Raw genomic sequence first — 20737 nt, forward strand, 5'->3', positions numbered from 1 at the left:
GACGTCAGCCGTTGATCACCTTGAAGCTGGAGAAGCGGTGGTACATGCCGCCACTGTCCAGGTTGGGATACCTTTCTCCCTCGCCGAGGAAGAAGAGCCAGTACTCGGCCGAGCCGCCGCCGGTGTTGCATCCGTCCGGCCCGGCGGCGACCGCCGGGCCGGAGGGATGTCAGACGGCCGGGCGCAGCGTGGCCCAGCCCTCGTCGCGGGCCCGCGCGGCCGCGAGGAGGCCACCCACGGCGGCCGCGTTGGTGATCTCGCCGCGGAAGATCATGGCCACGGCCTCGTCGAGGTCGACCCGGGTGATCTCCAGGTCGGCCTCCTCGTCCGTACGGGAATACCGCTTGTCGTCCGGAACCTCGCTGAGATCGCGCGCCAGGAAGATGCGGATCGTCTCGTCGCTGAAACCGGGCGAGTTGAACATGTCGATCAGCACGTCCCAGCGGGCGGCGTTGACGTCCGCCTCCTCGGCCAGTTCCCGGGCGGCGGTCGCCGTGAGGTCCTCACCCTCGACGTCGCGCAGGCCGGCCGGCAGCTCCCACAGGCGCTGGCCGACCGCGTGCCGGTACTGCCGGATCAGCACGACCCGCTCGACCTCGTCGAGGGCCACGATCCCGACCGCGCCCTTGTTGCGGACCACGTCCCGCTGGGCCGTGCCGCCACCGGACATGGTGACCTTTTCGCTGAAGACCTCGAAGATCGGGCCTTTGTAGCGGGAGGTGCTCGAGACGGTCTCGTGCACGAAGGCCGTCACGACGCGTCCACCGGGAGCTCGTCGGCCGCGGCGTACTCGATGGCGGCCTTGACCAGTCCGTCGAAGAGCGGGTGAGGGCGGGTCGGGCGGCTCTTGAGCTCCGGGTGGGCCTGGGTCGCCACGAAGTACGGGTGGGTCTCGCGGTCGAGCTCGATGAACTCGACGAGCCGCCCGTCCGGCGAGGTGCCCGAGAAGACCAGACCGGCCGCCGACAGCTTCGCCCGGTAGTCGTTGTTGACCTCGTAGCGGTGGCGGTGGCGCTCGGAGATCTCGGTGGCGCCGTACACGCCGGCCACGACCGAGCCCTCGCGCAGCGTGGCCGGGTACGCGCCCAGGCGCATGGTGCCGCCCAGGTCGCCCTTGCCGGCGACGATGTCCTCCTGGTCGGCCATGGTGGAGATGACCGGGTACGGCGCCTGCTCGTCGAACTCGAGCGAGTTGGCCCCGGTGAGCCCGGCCAGGTGCCGCGCGGCGTCGATGGTCATGCACTGCAGGCCGAGGCAGAGGCCGAGGATCGGGATCTGGTTCTCCCGGGCGTACCGCGAAGTGTTGACCTTGCCCTCGATGCCGCGGACGCCGAAGCCGCCGGGGATCACGATGCCGTCGACGCCCTTGAGGGCGGCCGCCGCGCCGGCCGTGGTCTCGCAGTCGTCGCTGGGCACCCAGCGCAGCTGGACCTTGACGTTGTTGCCGAAGCCGGCGGCGCGGATGGCCTCACTGACCGAGAGGTACGCGTCGGGCAGGTCGACGTACTTGCCGACGAGCGCGATGGTGATCGTGCGCTTGGGGTGGTGCACCCGCTCGAGCAGGTCGTGCCACGTCGACCAGTTCACGTCGCGGAAGGACAGACCCAGGCGGCGTACGACGTACGCGTCGAGGCCCTCCTCGTGCAGCACCTTGGGGATGTCGTAGATGCTCGGCGCGTCCGGGCAGGCGATGACGGCCTCACGGTCGACGTCGCAGTAGAGCGCCAGCTTGTGCTTGAGCTTCTCGGGGATCTCCCGGTCGCTGCGGCAGATCAGCGCGTCCGGCTGGATACCGATGTTGCGCAGCGCGGCCACCGAGTGCTGGGTCGGCTTGGTCTTCAGCTCGCCCGACGGCGCCAGGTACGGCACCAGCGAGACGTGCAGGTAGAAGACGTGGTCGCGGCCGACCTCGTGGCGCACCTGGCGGATCGCCTCGAGGAACGGCAGTGACTCCATGTCGCCGACCGTGCCGCCGACCTCGGTGATGACGACGTCGGGCTTGCGGCCCGTCTCGTCCTCGTCGGCCATCGCGAAGATCCGCGACTTGATCTCGTTGGTGATGTGCGGGATCACCTGGACGGTGTCGCCGAGGTATTCACCGCGGCGCTCGCGGGCGATGACCGCCGAGTAGACCTGACCGGTCGTGACGTTCGCCTTGCCGGACAGCGACCGGTCGAGGAACCGCTCGTAGTGGCCGACGTCCAGGTCGGTCTCGGCCCCGTCCTCGGTCACGAAGACCTCGCCGTGCTGGAACGGGTTCATCGTTCCAGGGTCGACGTTGAGGTAGGGGTCGAGCTTCTGCATGACGACCCGCAGTCCGCGCGCGGTCAGAAGGTTGCCGAGGCTGGAGGCGGTGAGGCCCTTGCCCAGCGAGGAGGCGACGCCCCCGGTGACGAAGATGTGCCGCGTGTCGCGCACTGTTGAGGCCAAGGCCTTGCTCCCGTGGTCGTCTGTTGTACCGACGTGCAGACCGGGGTGCTAAAAGCGGCCCCATCCACGGGAGTCCACCGTAACACCTGAGAACGACGACGTACGTTCGGGCTGCTCGTGACGCGTGTCAACCTGACAGAGCGCGATCATCGCGCAACAGCGGGCCGCCGGGCCCGTCGGTCTCCCCCTCCGGCCGGGTACGGTCCGCCGCGTGCAGCAACACGCGCAGTACGGTAAGCACCACCGTGGGCACGACAGCGGCCGCCGCCGCCCCCGCCACGGTGAGGGCCGAGCCGCTGAGCACGCCCGCGGCCAATGTCGCCACTGTCACTCCGGCCCCGGCCGCGCGCAGCGCCGGGTGGAGCCCGAAGACCCGGTTGAGCCCACCCCACGGCGAGAACTGGCAGAAGGCCAGCATCAGCACCCCGGCCACGGCCAGGATCGTCAACGGGCTGTTCAGCAGGGTCTGGCCGTTGGCGGCGGCGGCCCGCTGCATGGCCGGCCCGCCGGTGCCGTTGGCCAGTTCGGAGAGCAGCCGCCCCAGACTGCCCTGGTCGGCCGCCGGCCGGTGCACGTCGACCAGGGCGAAACAGATGGTGACGGCGGCGCCGGCCACCCCGGCCCACGCGAAGCGGGAAACCGTCAGCCAGCCCCCGGTGCTGATCGCCGCGGCCACGCACACCCCGGCGGTCACCGCCACCGCCCCGACCGGGTCGGCGCCCAGGTAGGGGCTGCCGACCATGACCACCCCGATGCCGCCCAGCAGCACCACCACGACGGGCCGCCACGGCTTGCTGAGCCACTGCCCGAGGCAGCCCGCGGCCACCAGCAGCCCGGCCACGAAGACGCCGAGACCGACCACGCCGACCCCCGCGTACCGCCCACCCTGCGTCGCCGAATAGCCGGCGACACCGTTGAGCTGGAGCCGCGCGCCGGTGAGCAGATCGAGCCCGACCACCACGGCCCCGACGGCGGCCGTCGCGCCCAGTGGCCACAGCGTCCGGTTGTACCGCGGGGAGGCCCTGAGCACGGCGGTGCCGATGAGAATGAAGACGCCGGTCACGATGCCGAAGACCCACGCCGGGTGCGAGTTGCGCCACCACGGCGTCGCGTCGGCCAGCAGCGCGGCCGGAATGGCCAGCGCGGCCGCGATCAGCACCAGCTCGGCCACCGCGACCAGCCGCTTCGGCGGCAGAGCCGGCCCGCGCGGCCCGGCGTGCCGCCGGGCCCGGACCAGAATCGGCACCATGAGCAGGAAGAGCAGCACCTGAAGCCCGGCCAGCACGGTGAAGAAGATGCCGGCCACGGCGTTCTGCGCCTTGGCCCGAAGGTCGGCGTTGTGCGCCCCGAGCATCGCGTCGGTGATATCAGCCGGCCGGCCCTCGACCACGGTGGCGGTCCGCCCGGCGAACAGCTTCTCCGGCGCCGGCCGCCCCAGCGCGGACAGGATCGTCGGCGCCAGGTCGATCAGCTGAAGGTAGCCGTCCCGGCCGGTACCGGCCGAGGTGAGCCACCCGCCGTTCCACCCCTCGCCCTCGGCGATCGCCACATGCAACCGGTTCGACCGCTCGGTGTCGGAGACGCCGGCGACAAGAAGAAGTGACCGCTCGGGCCGGGCCGCGACAACCCGGGACAGCAACGCGTCGGCGGCCTTCACCTGAGCCTGCCGGGCGGCCCCGGAACCACTGACGGTTCCCAGGTCGACGAAGGAGAGCACACAGTCCGACAACAACTTCGTGGGATCCGCGGGCAGCTCGGGCTGATATTTGTCGACGCGCCCGAACGGCCGGGCGGCCGCGATCGCCGCCCCCGGCCCGACCGCGACGGTGCAGCGCACCGACTCGGCGAGGGCACCGGGCGTAGCGCCGTACGGCAGCCGGTCCTGGTTGTTCTGCACCACGGTCCGCTGATCGGTGACGTTGGCCCCGATGCCGTCGGGCTGGGTCAGCGCGGGCGCGGCGGGCTCACACCGGCTGCTGCCGGCGCGCCGCGGCCAGGCCGCGTAGTTGCCGGCGCCGAGGGTGAGCCACCCGTCGGACGGGCAGGTCACTTTCATGGCGGAGCGCACCGACAGCCACCCGACGGAACCCCGGGTGGCTTCCTGCCAGAGCGCGGGCGTGCGCTGCGGATCGAGATCGTCCCACCGCAGCCCGGCCGCCCCCGCCACGATCACGTAGTCGGCACTGCCGGGCGTAGCGGTCGTCGAGGGCCGGATAGCCAGCCCGACGAGACTGGCCGCGGCGATGAGAACCACGAGCAGATAAGGAACCCAGCCGCGCCGAGGCGACCCCGAAGCCGGCGCGACGCGGCGCAGCCGGTCAAGAAACGCCGGCCGCCACAACGCCATCGAGCCCGGCACCCCCCGCCGTGTCACTCGCGGGCCGTCACTTCGGCGTAGGCGGAAAGGACGTCGGCCACGGTGTCGCTCTCGGCCGGCCACGTGGCGGCCCGGCGCGGGCCGCGCGCGGCGTAGTCGGCGCGTTTCTCGGGGTCGGCCAGCATGTCGCGGACGGCGGTGTCGAGTGCGTCGACGTCGCCCGGCGGGATGAGGACCGCCGCGTCGCCGACCAGGCCGGGCAGGCCGCCGACGGCGGTGGTGATCAGGGGCACGCCGGCCTCGAGGGCTTCCTGCGCGAACAGCTGCCGGGCCTCCCAGTCGCTGGTGACCACGGCCAGGTCGGCGCCGAGCAGCAGGTCGGGCACGTCGGAGCGGCGGCCGAGCAGGTGGAACGGGGCGTGCCGCTGGGAGGCGAGCTGGGCCAGCGACATGTAGCTGGGGCCGGAACCGGCGACCACGACCACCGGGGCCGGGTCGAGGCTCTTCCACCGGGCGGACGCCTCGACGAGCAGGTCGTAGCGTTTCTGCGGGTGGAGCCGGCCGACCGAGACGATCAGTGGGGTTTCGGGGCGCAGCCGGAACTCGGCCCGCACCGCGGCCCGGGTGCGGCGCGGCGGGGTGAGCGTGGGCGCGGCGACGGCGCCGAGGCGCGCGTTGCGGGCGCCGAGCTGGGTGGCCCGCTCGACCAGGTCCTCGGAGGCGCCCAGGGTCAGCGTGGCGCTGCGGGCGACGACCCGCTCGACCAGGGCGGCGGCCTGACCGCGCAGGCCTGTGCGGACCATGACGGAGTTGTGCAGCGTGACGACGAGAGGCTTTCCGGTACGCGCGACGGCGGCCACGAAAGCAGCGCGCAACCCGTGCGCGTGCACGACGTCGATCGGCCGGCTGCTGAGCACCCCGCGCAGCTTGCGCACGGTGCCGGCGTCCTGCGCGCCCGGGTTGGCCGGAATCTCCACCGGCACGAACGTCGCCCCGGCGGCGGCGAAGCCGAACAGCTCGTCGGTAGCGGCCGGCCCGCACACCATCACCTCGCACCCGGCGGCGATCAGCCCCCGGGCCAGCGACCCGACGTGCTGCCCGACGCCGCCGGTGCTCGACGCGAGCACCAGTGCCACCGATCCGCGCCACCCCACGGCCCGCTCCTCCCTCACCTCAACCACGACCCATCACCCGGCAGCCGCACGAGCTGCCGCAACCGCGACCCTCACCCCGGCCGTCCCGCCCTACCCGAGCGGCGCCGCGTCGGCCTTTGCCTTCTTAGACAACCCGGCCGTCTCCGCCGTTGCACCGGGCCGCCTCATTTCCGGCGGCGGCGCAGGCGGCGGGTGAGCGGGGCCGCCAGGGACGCCAAGTCGTGCCGGGCCGCCGGGTAGGCGACCGCGAGGAAGACCCCGAGCACGACGAGCCCACCCAGCATGCCTTGGACGACGCTGCCGGCGACGGTCGGGGTCGTGCCGAAAAGGTGTCCGATACCGACCACCACGCCCCACCCGGCGAGGGCCGCCAGTCCCCCGGCGCCGACCGCCACCACGACCGACCTCGGCAAACCGGCGAGCGCTTCCGGGCCCGCCTGACGGCGTACGGCAAGCACTAGAAGTAGTCCGATCACCGTCATGCCGGCGGCGTTCGCCAGACCCAGACCCAACACCAGCCGGGATTCAGCGAGGCCGCTCAACGCCAGCGCGCCGACCGCCGCGATCAGCCATCCCGCGGCCGTCGACCAGGCAGCCGCCACCGTCGCCCCACGGGCATAAAGCGCCCGCGACAGCAGCGCGAACAGCGCATATCCCAGCAGCCCCGGCGCGAATCCGACAATTCCGGAAGATGCCGAGGTAGCTCCGGTCAGATACGCGATCGGCCCGGCTAAAGCGATCAACGCGGCCGTGCCCAGCCCGGCCAGCAACATCACCGAGCGGGCCGCTCCGGACAGCGAACGCCGATAGGTCTCCTCGTCCCCGGCCGAGGCCGCCGCGGCCAGCGACGGGTAGACCGCGGTCGCGACCGGCACCGCCAGTACCGCCCACGGCAGAAGGAAGACCGTCTGGGCCGCGTTGTAGAGCGTGAGCCCGCGACCGGCCACGAGCACGATCACCACGAGCGTCAGGACCTGCTGGGAGCCGACCGTGACAGCGCCGGCCCAGCCCAGCCGGACCGCCTGGCGGCCCTCCCCGGCCGGGAAGCGCAACGCCGGCCGCAGCCTCAGGCGTAGCCTGCGCAGCGGGACGAGCAGGCAGAAGGCGAGCACGACCACGCCGGCGGTGGTGCCGGCCGACAGGGTCAGCTCGCCGGTGCGGGTCAGGCCCGCGAAGTCCGTCTCTGCCCCGTCGACCAGCGCGTACGTGAGGTAGGCGCCCATCACCGTCACGCTGGACAGCAGGGGCGCGATGGCCGGCCAGGCGAACCGGTGGTGGGCCTGGAGCACGCCGGTGAGCACGATGCCGATCCCGTACAGCGGAAGTTGCGGTGCGAAGACCCGCAGCATGCTCGCCACCGTCTGCTGATGCTCGGGCGCGACGTTCGGCAGCAGCCCGGCGATCGGGCCGGCCACTAGGGCGACCAGCACGGCCAGCGGCACCAGCAGCACGAGCACCCAGGTGAGCAGGGCCGACGCGACGGCGCTGACCCGCTGCCGGTCACCGGCCGCGACGTGGCCGGCCAGCAGCGGCACGACCAGACTGGCCAGCGCGCCGCCGGCGACCAGCTCGAAGACGATGTTCGGGATGGTGTTGGCGGCGTTGTAGACGTCGCCCAGGCCGCCGTGGCCGACCGTGTGCAGGAAGACGAAGGTGCGGCCGAAACCGGCGATCCGCGCCACCACCGTGAGGATGGTGATGAGCGCCGCGGCCCCGGCGATCTTCGCCGCAGCCGGCGCGGCTTTCACGCTTGCGGCGGGCGACGGCCCAGCTCGTCCAAGTAGCGCAGCCACGGGGTGTCCTGGATGACCTGGGTGAAGCTGACCTTCTCGCTGGCCGCGGTCAGCGACGCCAGCGCGGCCAGCGCGGCCGTGCGCCCGGCCGGGCCGGTGCGGGCGATCAGCGCCACGCCGAGCAGCGCGCCCAGGGCGTTCGCCCCGGAGTCGCCCAGCATGATCTCCTCGGCCAGGTCGTCGGCGACCAGGCCGGAGGCCGCGCCCAGCGTGCCCGCCGCGACGCCGCCGCCCCGGCCGAGCGCCAGCGGCGCCCCGATCACGGCCGACGCCTTGATCGCCCGGCCCGGGCGCAGGTCGAGCAGGTTGATCAGGTTGGCCGTGCCGGCGATGACCCCGGCCCCGAGCAGCACGTCGGTCGCGCGCCCCATCCGGGTGCGGCGGTTGCTGCCGATCAGCGCGCTGGCCACGAACGCGCCCGCGCCGACCCCGGCGATCTTCACCAGCCCGCTGGTGACCTGGCCCTCGCGCAGCGCGCCGAGGTGACCGGCGAAGCCCTTGAACACCTTTTGCTCGGGGCGGTTGCCGACCACGTCGTCGTAGAGGCCGACCGCGCCCGACACCGCGCCGGCCGCCACCACCGCCGCGGCCGTGCGGCCGTCGCGGGCGCCCAGCGCCGCGGCCGTGGTCGCGCCGAGGGCGAGCGCCGGGCCGCCGGCCAGGGTGACCGTGCGCCCGTGGAAGTTGGTGCGTTCCAGGGCGGAGGCGTTCGGGTCGCGGCGGATCCAGGCGAGGGCGGCGCGGGCGACGGACGCGCCGACGCCGAACGACCGGAGAACTCCAGAGGCCATGGGTGAGAAGTCTAGGGGCCGGGCGCTAGGACGCGGCCTTCGGCACCAGCGACGAGGCGCCGGCGGCCAGCCCGTACTGGCCGACCTTGCCCTGGACCAGGCGTTCGGTGGTGGCCATGCCGGTGGCGACCTGGCCGTCGGTGGTGCTCGCGTTGTCCACCGTGGAGATCTTCTGGACCAGGGTCGGGTCGCCGCGGACCTCGGAGACCAGGTTGCCGTCGCCGACGCCGCCACCGGCCACGACCAGCGGGCGGCGCGCCTGGAACTGGTCGGCCATGGTCAGCGCCGACTTGTTCCGCTTGGCCGCGTCCTTGTCGGCCGGCGGCTCGCCCGAGACCATCACGACGCCCTCGGCCCCGCCGGCCGCCTTGTCCTCGACCTTGATGTAGCCCTGCTCGGAGTACGCGGTCAGCACGGCCGTCACGTCGCCGGGGGCGGCCTGGGTGACGCCGGTGTGCTGCTGCAGCGCGAGCGCGAGTTGCGCGCTGGCCGTCTCGACGCCGTCGCTGTTCTGCGGCAGGTCCTCGGTCTGGATGGTCGGCTGCGACGACTGGCTGGCCAGGTCGAGCAGTTCCACCTCGATCGCGGGGTCGAAGAACTTGTCCTGCACGGTGACCGTCGCGGTGATCGTGGCGCCGGCGACCTTCAGCATCGCGGCCACGTCGTCGGCGTAGTCGGCCGTGCCGGGCAGCGCCACCACGGCCAGCTTGCGCCCGGTGAGCTTGCCGTTGAGCAGGGTCGGCGCGATCTCGGTGGCGAACTCCTGGCTGCGGTTGAGCTCGTCGCGGTACTGGTTGATCTGGTCGCGCTTGTTGCTGTTGTCCTTGTTCAGCGCGGTGATCTGGCTCTTCAGGTTCTCGGCGACCGGCCCGTTGAGCGCGGCGGTGCCCACGACCAGGCCGATGGCCAGCGCCAGGAAGACCGCGGTGAGCGACACCACGTGGTACCGGAAGTTGATCACTGAAAGTCCCTAGAAGAGGTGACCGAGCTGGAAGACCAGATTGTCCCACCACTCGGAAACCACGGTGAGGTACGCCTTGCCGACCGTCGACACGGCGACGGCGGACGCCATCGCCGCCAGCGCCGACAGCACGAGAAGCAGCAGCGCCGAGCCGGAGATGCCCTGCCGGTAGAGCCGGCTCACGCCCTTGGCGTCGACCAGCTTGCCGCCGACCTTGAGCCGGGTGAGGAACGTCGAGGCCATGCCGCCGCGGCCCTTGTCGAGGAACTCGACCAGGTTGGCGTGGGTGCCGACGGCGACGATCAGGGTGGCGCCCTTGTCGTCGGCGAGCAGCATCGCCAGGTCTTCACTGGTGGCCGCGGCCGGGAAGGTCAGCGCGGGCACGTCGAGCTTGTGCACCCGCTCCAGGCCCGGGGCACGCCCGTCCGGGTACGCGTGCACGACCACCTCGGCGCCGCAGCGCAGCACGTCGTCGGTGACCGAGTCCATGTCGCCGATGATCATGTCGGGGGTGTATCCCGACTCGACCAGCGCGTCCGCGCCGCCGTCCACCCCGATGAGCACCGGCTTGTACTCGTGGATGTACGGGCGCAGGACGTCCAGGTCGTCCTTGTAGTCGTAGCCGCGCACGACGATCAGCACGTGCCGCCCGGCGATGCGGGTCTGCACGTCCGGCACGCCGACACCGTCGAGCAGCAGGTCGCGCTCCTGCTTGAGATAGTCCATGGTGTTCGCGGCGAACGCCTCGAGCTGCACGGACAGTCCCTCGCGGGCGTCGGCCATCGAGCGGGCCACGGTCTCGGCGTCCTGCCGGACGCCGGTGGCCACGGCCTCGCCGTCGAGCAGCACGGTGTCGCCGTCGATGACGATCTGGTCGCCCTCGTGCAGCCGCTCGAAGACGTCCTCACCGAGGTCGTCGACGAGCAGCACGCCGTTCTTGATCAGGACCTCGGGGCCCAGGTTCGGGTAGCGGCCGGAGATCGACGGCTTCGCGTTGAGCACCACTTTGACGCCGACGGCGACAAGCGCGTCGGCGGCCACCCGGTCGATGTCGACGTGGTCGATCACGGCGATCTCGCCCGGGCGGAGCCGGCCGGTCAGGCGCTTGGTCCGCCGGTCGAGCCGGGCGGTGCCGGTGATCGCCTCGGGATCGGTGCTCCGGGTGCGGCGCAGGGTGGGAAGTCGCATCACGGCCATCCTGACACGCCGGATCACGCGCCTCGCACGCGACATGCGCGATCTCACCCACAAAAGGGGCATAACGCCCCGCTCGTCGTCACCTTCCCGACTTCTCGCGACCGGCCACCGACAGCAGCTCTTCCGCATGCGCGATGCCCAGGTCGGAGTCGGGCAGGCCGGCCAGCATGCGGGCCAGCTCACGGGCCCGCTCGGTCTCCTCGACGATCCGCACGCCGCTGGTCGTGATCGCCCCGCCGGTGTCCTTGGCGACCACCAGATGGCGGTCGGCGAACGCCGCCACCTGCGGCAGGTGGGTCACCACCAGCACCTGATGGGTACGGGCGAGCCGCGCCAGCCGCCGGCCGATCTCGACCGCCGCCGTGCCGCCGACGCCGGAGTCGACCTCGTCGAAGACCAGCGTCTCGGGACCGCCGGCACCGGCGAAGACGACCTCTATCGCCAGCATCACCCGGGACAGCTCACCACCGGAGGCGCCCTTCTGCAGCGGCAGTGACGGGGCGCCCGGATGGGCCAGCAGCCGCAGCTCGATCTCGTCGGCCCCGTCCGGGCCGACCGCGAGGTCGCCGACGCTCGGCTCGTCCTTGCCGGCGCTGCGCGGCAGCACGGCCACCTCGACCCGGGCGTGCGGCATGGCGAGGCCGGCCAGCTCGACGCTGACCGCCTCGGAGAACCGGCCGGAGGCCTCGAGCCGGGCCGCGGTGAGCCGCTCGGCCAGCTCGCCGACCTGGGTCGCGAGCCGCTGGCGCTCCTTGTCGAGCTCCTCCAGCAACTCGTCGGAGTTGTCGAGCTGCGCCAGGCGCGTACGGGCGTTGTCGGCCCACGCGATGACACCCTCGACGTCGTCCGCGTACTTGCGGGTCAGGCTGCGCAGCGCGGCCCGCCGCTCGTAGATCTGCTCCAGGCGGGCGGGGTCGGCGTCGAGCGTGCCCAGATAGGTCGACAGCTCGGAGGCGACGTCGCCGACCAGGGTGGCGGCCTCCTCGATGCGGCCGGCCAGCTCACCCAGCGAGGCGTCGAGCTCGGTCTGCGCCTCGAGGGTGCGCCGCGCCGTACCCAGAAGCTGAGTGGCGTCCGGGGTCTCGTCGCTCACCTCGACGCCACCGGCCAGCGCCTGGGCCGCGATGGTGGCCGCCACCCGCAGGCCCTCGGCGTGCTCGAGGCGCTGGACCTCGGCCCGCAGCTCCTCGTCCTCACCCGGCTGCGGGTCGACCCGGCTGATCTCGTCGAGGCCGAGCTTGAGCAGATCGGCCTCCTGGGCCCGGTCACGCGCGTTGCGCCGCCGGTCGGCCAGGTCGTCGACGACGGCGCGCCACCGGCCGTACGCCTCGCGGTAGGTCTCCAGAAGTTTCTCGTGCTCCGGGCCGGCGAACCGGTCGAGCGCGCCCCGCTGCTCGGCCGGGCGCAGCAGGCGCAGCTGGTCGGACTGGCCGTGCACGGCCAGGACCCGCTCGCCGATGTCGGTCAGCATCGCCACCGGCATGCTGCGGCCGCCGACGTGGGCCCGGGAACGGCCCTCGATGGTCACCGTCCGGCTCAGCAGCACCGAGCCGTCCTCGTCGACCTCGGCCCCGGCGTCGGTGATCCGGGTACGCACCTCGTCGCCGAGCTTGCCGCCCAGCCGCAGCCGGCCCTCGACGACGGCCCGGCCCGGGTCGGACCGCACGCGGCCCGCGTCGGCCCGGCCGCCGAACAGCAGGCCGAGGCCGGTCACCACCATCGTCTTACCGGCACCGGTCTCACCGGTGATGACGTTCATGCCCGCCGTCAGCCGCAGGGTCGTGTCATCGATGACACCGAGCCCGGTGATCCGCAGTTCCTCCAGCACACGGCAGACAGTATCGGTCCCCACCGACAATCGCCCACTGCGGTCACCTTCGATTGCCCCGCCAGCCCTCAACCGGGAGGGCGAACTTGGCGACCAGAGTGTCGGTGAAAGGCCTGGGAGCCAGGCGGACCAGCCGTACGGGCAACTGACCGCGCTCGACGGTGACTTTGGCACCCGGCGGCAGGTCCCACGTGCGGCGCCCGTCGCAGCAGAGCACGGCGAACGACGTGTACGGGTCGACGGTCAGCGCGAACGTCGACGTCGGCGCGGTGACCAGCGGCTTGCTGAACAGGGCGTGCGCGCTGATCGGCACCAGCAGCAGCGCCTCGACCTCGGGCCACACGACCGGTCCGCCGCCGGAGAACGCGTACGCCGTCGAACCGGTCGGCGTGGCGCACACCACACCGTCGCAGCCGTAGCGGGCCAGCGGCCGGCCGTCCACGTCGACCATCAGCTCGAGCATCTGCGCCCGCTGCCCCTTCTCGACGCTCACCTCGTTCAGCGCCCACGACTCGGCGATCAGCCGGCCGTCGTACTCGGCCCGCACCTCGAGGGTCAGCCGCTCGTCCACCTTGTACGAGCCGTCGACGACATCCTTGACGGCCTGGTCGATGTGCTCGATCTCGGCCTCGGCCAGGAACCCGACCTTGCCGAGGTTGATGCCGAGCAGCGGCGCCTTGAGCGGGCGGGCCAGCTCGGCCGCGCGCAGGAAGGTGCCGTCGCCGCCGAGCGCCAGCACGATCTCCACACCGTCGGCCGCCTGCGGGCCGCTCACCGCCGTCACCTCGGGCGGCAGATCGAGATCGGCCACCTCCTCGGCGATCACGCGCACCTCGAAACCGGCCGCGAGCAGGTCGCGGGCCACGGACCGGGCGTGCTGCGTGCTCTGCCGCCGGCCGGTGTGGGTGACCAGCAGAGCCGAGCGCGTCATGTGTCCTCCAAAAGGGCGGCCGCCGGCTCAGGCTCCAGCGAGTGCTTCGCCGGGTGCTCCGGGGCGTGCTCCGCCGGGTGCTCCGGCGCGTGCGAAGCTACCCCGATCTTCGGCCCCGCGGCGACCACTCTTTCGATCTCCGCACGATCGGCTTCCGGCGCGTCCCGGCGGAACCACACGAAGAACTCGACGTTCCCGCTCGGGCCCGGCAGCGGGCTCGCGGTCACGCCCCTGGTGCCGAGACCCAGCTCCGCGGCGGCGGCGGCGACATCGAGGACGGCTTCGGCCCGCAGCGGCCATTCCCGTACGACCCCACCGGCGCCCACCCGGTCCTTGCCGACCTCGAACTGCGGTTTGACCATCAGCGCGAGATCGCCGTCGTCCTTCGTGCACGCGGCCAGCGCCGGCAGCACGAGCCGCAGCGAGATGAAGGACAGATCGGCGACGGTGAGATCGACCGGCCCGCCGATGACTTCGGGCGTGAGGGTACGGACGTTGGTGCGCTCGTGGACGTCGACCCGCTCGTCGTTGCGGATCGGCCACGCCAGCTGCCCGTACCCGACGTCGACGGCGACGACCCGGGCGGCGCCCGCCCGCAGCAGCACGTCGGTGAAGCCGCCGGTGGACGCGCCGGCGTCGAGACACCGCCGCCCTTGCACGGTCAGGCCGTCACGGCCGAACGCCTCGAGCGCGCCGGCCAGCTTGTGGCCGCCGCGCGACACGTACTCGGTAGCCGGGTCCTCCCCCGTGACCAGCACGGGATCGGCCGGGTCGACCATGGCGGCCACCTTGCGGGCCACGGTCCCCCGCACCTGGACCCGGCCGGCCTCGACCAGCTGGGCGGCCTGCTCACGGGAGCGGGCCAGCTTGCGGCGCACCAGCTCGGCGTCGAGCCGGGCTCTCTTGGCCATCAGAGCCTCACCGGTCGATGCTCGCCAGCGTCTCCTGGAAGACCTGGTGGGCAGCCTCGTACTCGGCGATCTGCTCGGCCGGCGCGAGCCGGCTCGCGTTCTCCAGCGCCTTCAGCACGGCGTCGACGGCCGGATGCCCGGTCTCCTCCACGATCTGCCCACTGGCCTCGGCGAACGCCTCAGTGTGCTGCGCCGGGGCCGGCGGCGCTGGGGCCGGCCGGAACCCGCCCTGCGGCGGCGGTGGGGTCGGCCGGAACCCGCCCTGCGGCGGCCCCGGCTTGAACGGAAACGTCATCGGCTCATGCCTCCGGGCCGGGCTTGTTCTCCACCGGCGCCGGCGTCTCCGGCGCGGTCAGCGGCGGCAGAATCGTCTCCGCGGCCGCCTCGCGCACCCCCGCCGTGGGCGCCTCGGCGGTTCCCGCCGGAGCCACTGCCTTTTTGGCCGCCTTTTTCACAGGCGCGCTCGGCGCGCTCTTGGCGGCCTTCTTCTCGGCGGCCTTCTTGACGGCCTTGATGGCGTCGCCCGGCGGCGTGGGCTCCCCGATGGCGGCCCTCTTGGCCGGCCCGACCGGAACGGCCCCGCCCGTGGCCGTCTCCGACGCCGGGGTCTTCTTGGCCACCGCCTTCTTGGCGACCTTCTTCGCGGGCGGGATCGGCGCGGCTCCGGCCGTGACCGTGTCCTCGGCCGCAACCTTCTTCGCCACGGCCTTCTTCGCCACGGCCTTCTTCGCCACAGCCTTCTCCGCCACAGCCTTTTCCGCGACCGCCTTCTTGGCCGGCGCCCCCGCGACCCGCGAGGTGTTCGCGAGCGGCGCGGCCGGCGTCGTACCCGCCGACGGCATCGCGTTCGGCACGGCCGCCTTCTTGGCCGCCTTACGGGGCAGTGGCGCCGGCTCCTCGAGCCGCGTCCCGCCCGTCGCGCCGCCACCGACGCCGCTGTCCTCGGCCTGCCGCAGCTGGTCCTCGAGATCGCGCAACCGCGTCTTGAGCTCGGTGACCTCCTCGGCCGTGGCGAGACCCACCACATTGAGCGCCCGCTCAACCTCGTAGCGCACCAGGTTGGTCAGCGCCTCGCGGTTGGCCACGCCGGCCGACAGCAGATCGTCCACCAGCCCCTGCAGCTGCGCGGCCGTGGCCCCGCCCTTGCTGACCAACTCGCCCGCCACCCTCTGGGCGCGCTTGCGGGGCGCCTCGGTCAAACCGAGGGCAAGGTCCAGATACGCCCGCCATGCGTCCGGCATTTTTCCGCTCCTCTCGCGGCTCGTCGGGTGCAACGCTACCGGGAGGTCGGGGAGACTTCGTGAGGTACGGTCCGGTACCCGGACCTGGTGTCGCGAGAAAGGGTTCCCGATGGCCACCGTGGACGAGTGCCGAGACGCTTTGCACGCCCTGGCGGCGAAGCTCGACCGTAACGCCGAAACCCAGGGCAAACTCGACTTCGACCGTACGCTGGCCTGCCGCGTCCCCGACCTGGGAACGGCCTTCCACGCGCGCCTCACCGGCGGCCGCCTGGTCGACATCACCGACGGCGACGACCCGAAGGCGAAGATCGCCCTGACCGCCGACAGCGACAACCTGCTGGCCCTGCTGCACGGCCGGCTCGACGTCACCCGCGCGATCGCCTCCCGTCAGATCCAGGTCAAGGCGAACCCGTTCGACCTGTTGAAGCTGCGTAAGCTCCTCTGACCGCCTCCTCCACAGGAGGCATTCCCCAGCCCGCGGCGAGGCGGGACGGGTGCACGTTGACGCCACCACCGAAGAACTCGGTGAACTTCATGATCAGCGGATCCCACCGGAGCGGGTCCACGTACGCCGTACCCTCAATGATCAGATCTTCGTCGACGTGGACCCGCACCACCTCGACCTGATAGGCCGTGGCCCGCAGCCCCGGCTCGGTGAGCGGATGGGTGCCCGTCACCCGGCACTCCAGCTGGATCGGGCACTCCGCCACCCGGGGCGGCGCCACCACCTCGGAGGGCTGCCGGTTCAGCCCACCGAGCGCGAACTTGTCGGCCACGTACCGGTAGCCCTGCGCCCGCTTCCCGCTGGGCACATCGGCCCGCCCGGTCGTCATGGCGATCCGGTCCACCGCCGACACCATCGCCGACGACGGCAGGTTGAGCACACATTCGCGCTCCCGCCACAGATTGGCCGCGGTCTGACTGCGATCCCCCATCCCGAGCACCGCCGTCTGCCCCAGCCACCACGCCGACGACATGGGCGCCAGATTGGCGCTGCCGTCCGGATTGACAGTGCTGAGCAACACCACCGGCGTACCGAAATAGAGAACTTTCAGTCCAGGCACGACATGCACAAGAGCCTCCCCCGTCGATCGAGACTCCATGCTCGCCCGCGGCGGCGCCCGAAGCTGGCGGCTTTCAGACTTCGCGCCACCACCCGAAGGCCCACGACCGCGGCGTGGCCCGCACGGATTCCGGGTGGGCTCTACAAAGTCCAGGTCTTGAACAGGTCGCGCGCGGCGTCCGAGGCCGGGCGCAGAGACGCCGTGGGTACGCCGTTCCAGGTCACCGAGCACAGCAGGCGCAGGGCGGCCAGCGGCTCCCCGGAGCCGGCCAGGGTCGCGCTGTCGCCGTCACGGGTCAGCGTCCAGCCGTCGACCTCAGCGGCCCCGATCGGCGGGCCGGGTTCGAACAGGGCGGACAGGTCGGCCCCCACGTACGTGGGACGGCGGTCGGGCGTGGCCGCCAGGAGGTCGGCGGGGGTGCTGACGCCGGTGAGGACCAGCAGGCTGTCCATGCCCGCGGTCACGGCGCCCTGGATGTCGGTGTCGAGGCGGTCGCCCACCGCCAGGGGACGCTTAGCGTGGGAGAGCGAGGCGGCGGTGGTGAACAGGGCCGGCTCGGGCTTGCCCACGACCAGGTCGGGGTCGCGGTCGAGGGCGGTACGCAGGACCGCCACCAGCGAGCCGTTGCCCGGGAGCGGGCCCCGGGGGCTGGGCAGTGTGCGGTCGGTGTTGGTGGCCACCCAGAGGGCTCCGGCCCGTACGGCCAAGGCCGCCTCGGCCAGGATCCGCCAGCCCACCTCGGGCCCGTAGCCCTGGACCACCGCGGCGGGCTTGTCCTCCGCGGTGCCGACCAGGGTGAGGCCGGCGTCGCTGACCTCGGCGCGGAGAGCGTCGGCGCCGACCACGAGGACGGGCGCGCCGGCCGGAAGCTTCTCGGCCAGCAGGGACGCCGCCGCGCCGGCCGAGGTGAGAACCTCGGACGGCTCGGCGGGAACACCCATGCCGCGCAGGGCGGCGGCTACGTCGGGGGCACGGCGAGAGGCGTTGTTGGTCGCGTACGCCACGGCGGTGCCCGACGACCGCAGGCGCCCGATGGCCTCGGGAGCGCCTGCGATCGGCTCGTCGGTCAGGTAGACGACGCCGTCCAGGTCGAAGACGACCAGGTCGTAGCCGGCTACGAGGGACTCGCTCACTCCTGGGGCTTCTTGCCCTCGGTCGTGGGCTCGTCCTCGACAGCCGAGAAGCTCACAGCGGGAACGTCACCGGTCTTGGCGTCGCCCTGCTTCTTCTCGACCGGGTCGGTGTTGACGTCCGTCTCGGCGACAGCAACCGGCTCCTCGTCCTCGTCCTCGTCGTCTTCGTCGTCTTCGTCGTCGTCCTCATCGGCGGCGTCGGAGTCGTCGTAGTCATCGGCCTTGGCGTCGAGGTCGTCGCCCTGGTCCTCGTCGTCCTGGTCCTCGTCGTCCTGGTCCTCGTCGTCCTGGTCCTCGTCGTCCTCGTCGAACTCGTCGTCGCCGTCCGAGGAGTCGCGCGCGTCCTCCTCGTCGCGGGCGGTGGCGGAGTCGGCGGGCGCCTCGGCGTCCTCGTCCTCCACGTCGTCGCCCTCGATGGTGACGCCGTCGAGCTCGAGCAGGCGCTCGGCCGCATCGGTGAGCTGGTCCTCGTCGACGGCCGAGGCGCGGGCGAACCACTCGCGAGCCTCGTCGCGCCGGCCGGCGGCCAGCAGGGCGTCGGCGTACGCGTAGCGCAGGCGGGCCGCCCAGTCGGCGTCGTCGTCCGCGGTGAGCTCGCGCACCTGGAGCATCGCGACCGCCGCGTCGTGCTGGCCCAGGTCGCCCCGGGCCCCGGCCGCCACGATCAGCAGCTCGATGGCACCGGACTTGTCCATCTTCTCGACGTCGGCGCCCCGGAACAGGTCGATGGCCCGCTCGGGACGGCCCAGCGCCCGCTCACAGTCGGCCAGCTCGGCCAGGTGCGTCTGACGACCGGTCATTCGGTGGTACGTCCGCAGCTCGGCGATGGCCGTGGTCCAGTCACCAGCGGCGTACGCGGCCAGGCCCACCGCCTCACGCACGACGGCGATCCGCGACGCCAGGCGCCGGGCCGCGATCGCGTGCTGAAGCGCCAGCTCGGAGTCCTCGTCGATGATCTGGCCGGCCGCTACGAGGTGCCGCGAGACCGTGTCGGCCGCTTCCCGGGCCAGCGACACGAGCTCGGCCCGCACCTCCTGGTCGAGGTCACTGGCCTGGATCTCCGCAGGGATCTCGGGCGCCTTGAAGGTCTGCTCGTCGCCGCCCTGCTCGTCACGGGCCGGCCCGCGGTCGTCCCGGTTCTGGAAGCCACCGCGGTCACGGTCGCCACCCCGGAAGCCGCCCCGGTCACCGCGGTCCTGGTACGAGGGCCGGTCGCGGTCGCCCCGGAAGCCGCCGCCCTGCGGACGGTCGCCCCGGTCGCGCTGGGGCCGGTCGCCGTACGGCCGGTCACCCCGGAAGCCACCGTCACGGTTGCCGGGCCGGTCGCCCCGGTCACGGTCGCCGCCACGGAACCCACCACGGTCGTCGCGGTTCTGGTAGCCGCCCCGGTCCTGGTAAGAGGGCCGGTCTCGGTCACCGCCGCGGAACCCGCCACGGTCACCCTGGTAGCCACTGCGCGGCGCACCGCTGTCGCGGTCCCCCCGGAAGCCGCCACCCTGCGGGCGGTCGCCCCCACGGAAGCCACCCCGGTCGCCGCCACCCTGGTAACCACCACGGTCGCCGCCACCCTGATAGCCACCACGGTCACCGCCACCCTGGTAGCCACCACGGTCACGGTCACCGCCACGGAAGCCACCCCGGTCGCCGCCACCCTGGTAACCACCACGGTCACGGTCACCGCCACGGAAGCCACCCCGGTCGCCGCCACCCTGGTAACCACCACGGTCACGGTCGCCACCGCGGAAGCCGCCGCCCTGCGGACGGTCACCCCCACGGAAGCCACCCCGGTCGCCACCACGGTCCTGGTACGAGGGACGGTCACCCCGCTCGCCGCCGCGGAAGCCGCCACCCTGGGGCCGGTCGCCGCGGTCCTGGTACGACGGGCGCTCACGGTCACCCCGGAAGCCGCCGCCCTGCGGACGGTCGCCCCGGTCCTGGTACGACGGGCGCTCACGGTCACCCCGGAAGCCGCCGCCCTGCGGACGGTCACCGCCCCGGAACCCGCCGCGGTCGCCGCCACCCTGGTAACCACCCCGGTCACGGTCGCCACCGCGGAAGCCGCCGCCCTGCGGACGGTCACCCCCACGGAAGCCACCCCGGTCGCCACCACGGTCCTGGTACGAGGGACGGTCGCCCCGGTCGCTACGGAACCCGCCGCCCTGAGGTCGGTCGCCCTGGGGCCGGTCGCTGCGGAAGCCACCCCGGTCGCCGCCGGAAACACCACGGCGATCGCTGCCACCCTGGTAACCACCACGGTCACGGTCACCACCGCGGAAGCCGCCGCCCTGCGGACGGTCACCCCCACGGAAGCCCCCGCCCTGCGGACGGTCACCCCCACGGAAGCCACCCCGATCGCCGCCACCCTGGTAGCCGCCGCGATCACGGTCGCCGCCACGGAAGCCGCCGCGGTCGCCGCCACCCTGGTAACCACCACGGTCACGGTCGCCGCCACGGAAGCCGCCGCGGTCGCCGCCACCCTGGTAGCCACCACGGTCACGGTCACCACCGCGGAAGCCGCCGCCCTGGGGACGGTCACCGCCGGAGGAGCCGCCGCGGTAACCACCACGGTCGCCACCGCCCTGGTAGCCGCCTCGGTCACGGTCGCCACCGCGGAAGCCGCCGCGGTCGCCGCCCCGGTCGCCTCTGTCTCCGCGATCGTTCCGGTCGCCCCGGAAGCCACCGCGGTCGCGGTCACCGCCGCGGCCGGCCCGGCGGTCGTCGTCGCGGGGGCCGGAGCCGCCGTCCTGGGGTCCTGTAGTCACGGATCAAATCCTTCCGGTACGGCGGGCCCTCGGTATGGCGGGCAAGCCTCAAAACTCAAAGTTACTCGGGGACGGGCACACAAAAGCAGCCGAGGGCCGACTCCGTCTCGGAGCGGCCCTCGGCTGGTTACGTTGAGTCCGGCGGCGTCCTACTCTCCCACACCCTCCCGAGTGCAGTACCATCGGCGCTGGAGGGCTTAGCTTCCGGGTTCGGAATGAGACCG

General features: G+C 72.7%; 17 protein-coding genes and 1 rRNA gene. 1 reads left to right on the forward strand and 17 read right to left on the reverse strand.

Features of this window, described 5'->3' with window-relative positions:
* Window positions 1–169: 169 nt before the first annotated feature.
* The 13 genes from AB0C26_RS39665 to AB0C26_RS39725 form a co-directional block, all read right to left on the reverse strand.
* Entirely contained in the window at window positions 170–754 is a 585-nt protein-coding gene (locus tag AB0C26_RS39665; protein WP_360258509.1) for an NUDIX hydrolase, read from the reverse strand.
* The gene (locus tag AB0C26_RS39670; protein ID WP_360258512.1) at window positions 751–2430 is read right to left on the reverse strand and encodes a CTP synthase; all 1680 of its coding nucleotides are present in this window, start codon (window positions 2428–2430) and stop codon (window positions 751–753) included. Before AB0C26_RS39670 ends, AB0C26_RS39665 begins: the two co-directional genes overlap by 4 nt.
* A gap of 127 nt (window positions 2431–2557) precedes the next feature.
* The gene (locus AB0C26_RS39675; RefSeq protein ID WP_360258515.1) at window positions 2558–4684 is read right to left on the reverse strand and encodes a hypothetical protein; all 2127 of its coding nucleotides are present in this window, start codon (window positions 4682–4684) and stop codon (window positions 2558–2560) included.
* Window positions 4685–4800: 116 nt separating this feature from the next.
* A complete protein-coding gene (locus AB0C26_RS39680; protein ID WP_360258558.1) occupies window positions 4801–5919 on the reverse strand; it encodes a glycosyltransferase family 4 protein in 1119 nt (372 codons plus the stop codon).
* Window positions 5920–6065: 146 nt separating this feature from the next.
* Window positions 6066–7649: a lipid II flippase MurJ gene (locus tag AB0C26_RS39685; RefSeq protein WP_360258517.1), complete on the reverse strand. Its 1584-nt coding sequence runs from the start codon at window positions 7647–7649 to the stop codon at window positions 6066–6068.
* Entirely contained in the window at window positions 7646–8485 is an 840-nt protein-coding gene (locus tag AB0C26_RS39690) for a hypothetical protein (RefSeq protein ID WP_360258520.1), read from the reverse strand. Before AB0C26_RS39690 ends, AB0C26_RS39685 begins: the two co-directional genes overlap by 4 nt.
* A gap of 25 nt (window positions 8486–8510) precedes the next feature.
* Window positions 8511–9446: a copper transporter gene (locus AB0C26_RS39695; protein WP_360258522.1), complete on the reverse strand. Its 936-nt coding sequence runs from the start codon at window positions 9444–9446 to the stop codon at window positions 8511–8513.
* Window positions 9447–9455: 9 nt separating this feature from the next.
* On the reverse strand, window positions 9456–10634 hold the full coding sequence (gene steA, locus AB0C26_RS39700) for a putative cytokinetic ring protein SteA (protein ID WP_360258525.1): 1179 nt from the start codon (window positions 10632–10634) through the stop codon (window positions 9456–9458).
* A gap of 88 nt (window positions 10635–10722) precedes the next feature.
* The gene (gene recN, locus AB0C26_RS39705) at window positions 10723–12471 is read right to left on the reverse strand and encodes a DNA repair protein RecN (RefSeq protein WP_360258527.1); all 1749 of its coding nucleotides are present in this window, start codon (window positions 12469–12471) and stop codon (window positions 10723–10725) included.
* 43 nt (window positions 12472–12514) lie between these two features.
* Window positions 12515–13402, reverse strand: a complete 888-nt coding sequence (locus AB0C26_RS39710; RefSeq protein ID WP_360258530.1) for an NAD kinase — start codon at window positions 13400–13402, stop codon at window positions 12515–12517.
* A complete protein-coding gene (locus AB0C26_RS39715) occupies window positions 13399–14313 on the reverse strand; it encodes a TlyA family RNA methyltransferase (RefSeq protein ID WP_360258532.1) in 915 nt (304 codons plus the stop codon). Before AB0C26_RS39715 ends, AB0C26_RS39710 begins: the two co-directional genes overlap by 4 nt.
* Before the next feature lie 7 nt (window positions 14314–14320).
* Window positions 14321–14608, reverse strand: a complete 288-nt coding sequence (locus AB0C26_RS39720) for a hypothetical protein (RefSeq protein ID WP_360258534.1) — start codon at window positions 14606–14608, stop codon at window positions 14321–14323.
* Window positions 14609–14612: 4 nt separating this feature from the next.
* Complete coding sequence (locus AB0C26_RS39725; protein ID WP_360258536.1) at window positions 14613–15554, reverse strand: hypothetical protein; 942 nt, start codon at window positions 15552–15554, stop codon at window positions 14613–14615.
* A 109-nt stretch (window positions 15555–15663) separates the two neighbouring features.
* On the opposite strand from AB0C26_RS39725, the gene AB0C26_RS39730 reads away from it, so the two are divergent.
* Complete coding sequence (locus AB0C26_RS39730; RefSeq protein ID WP_360258540.1) at window positions 15664–15999, forward strand: alkyl sulfatase C-terminal domain-containing protein; 336 nt, start codon at window positions 15664–15666, stop codon at window positions 15997–15999.
* Here AB0C26_RS39730 and AB0C26_RS39735 read toward each other — a convergent pair.
* The 4 genes from AB0C26_RS39735 to rrf all read right to left on the reverse strand — a co-directional run.
* Window positions 15953–16657, reverse strand: coding sequence for a flavin reductase family protein (locus AB0C26_RS39735; protein WP_360258543.1), 705 nt, complete (start codon window positions 16655–16657; stop codon window positions 15953–15955). The genes AB0C26_RS39730 and AB0C26_RS39735 overlap by 47 nt on opposite strands.
* Window positions 16658–16758: 101 nt before the next feature.
* Window positions 16759–17751 (reverse strand): HAD-IIA family hydrolase, encoded by a 993-nt coding sequence (locus AB0C26_RS39740; RefSeq protein WP_360258546.1) that lies wholly within the window; start codon window positions 17749–17751, stop codon window positions 16759–16761.
* Window positions 17748–18767 carry a Replicase polyprotein 1ab gene (locus AB0C26_RS39745; protein ID WP_360258561.1) on the reverse strand — a complete coding sequence of 340 codons (1020 nt, stop codon included), beginning with the start codon at window positions 18765–18767 and terminating at the stop codon, window positions 17748–17750. Before AB0C26_RS39745 ends, AB0C26_RS39740 begins: the two co-directional genes overlap by 4 nt.
* 1882 nt (window positions 18768–20649) lie before the next feature.
* A 5S ribosomal RNA gene (rrf, locus tag AB0C26_RS39750) occupies window positions 20650–20737 on the reverse strand; the annotation flags it as partial.

This window comes from Actinoplanes sp. NPDC048796 (genome assembly GCF_040650035.1).
In the GTDB taxonomy this organism is placed as follows: Bacteria; Actinomycetota; Actinomycetes; order Mycobacteriales; family Micromonosporaceae; genus Actinoplanes.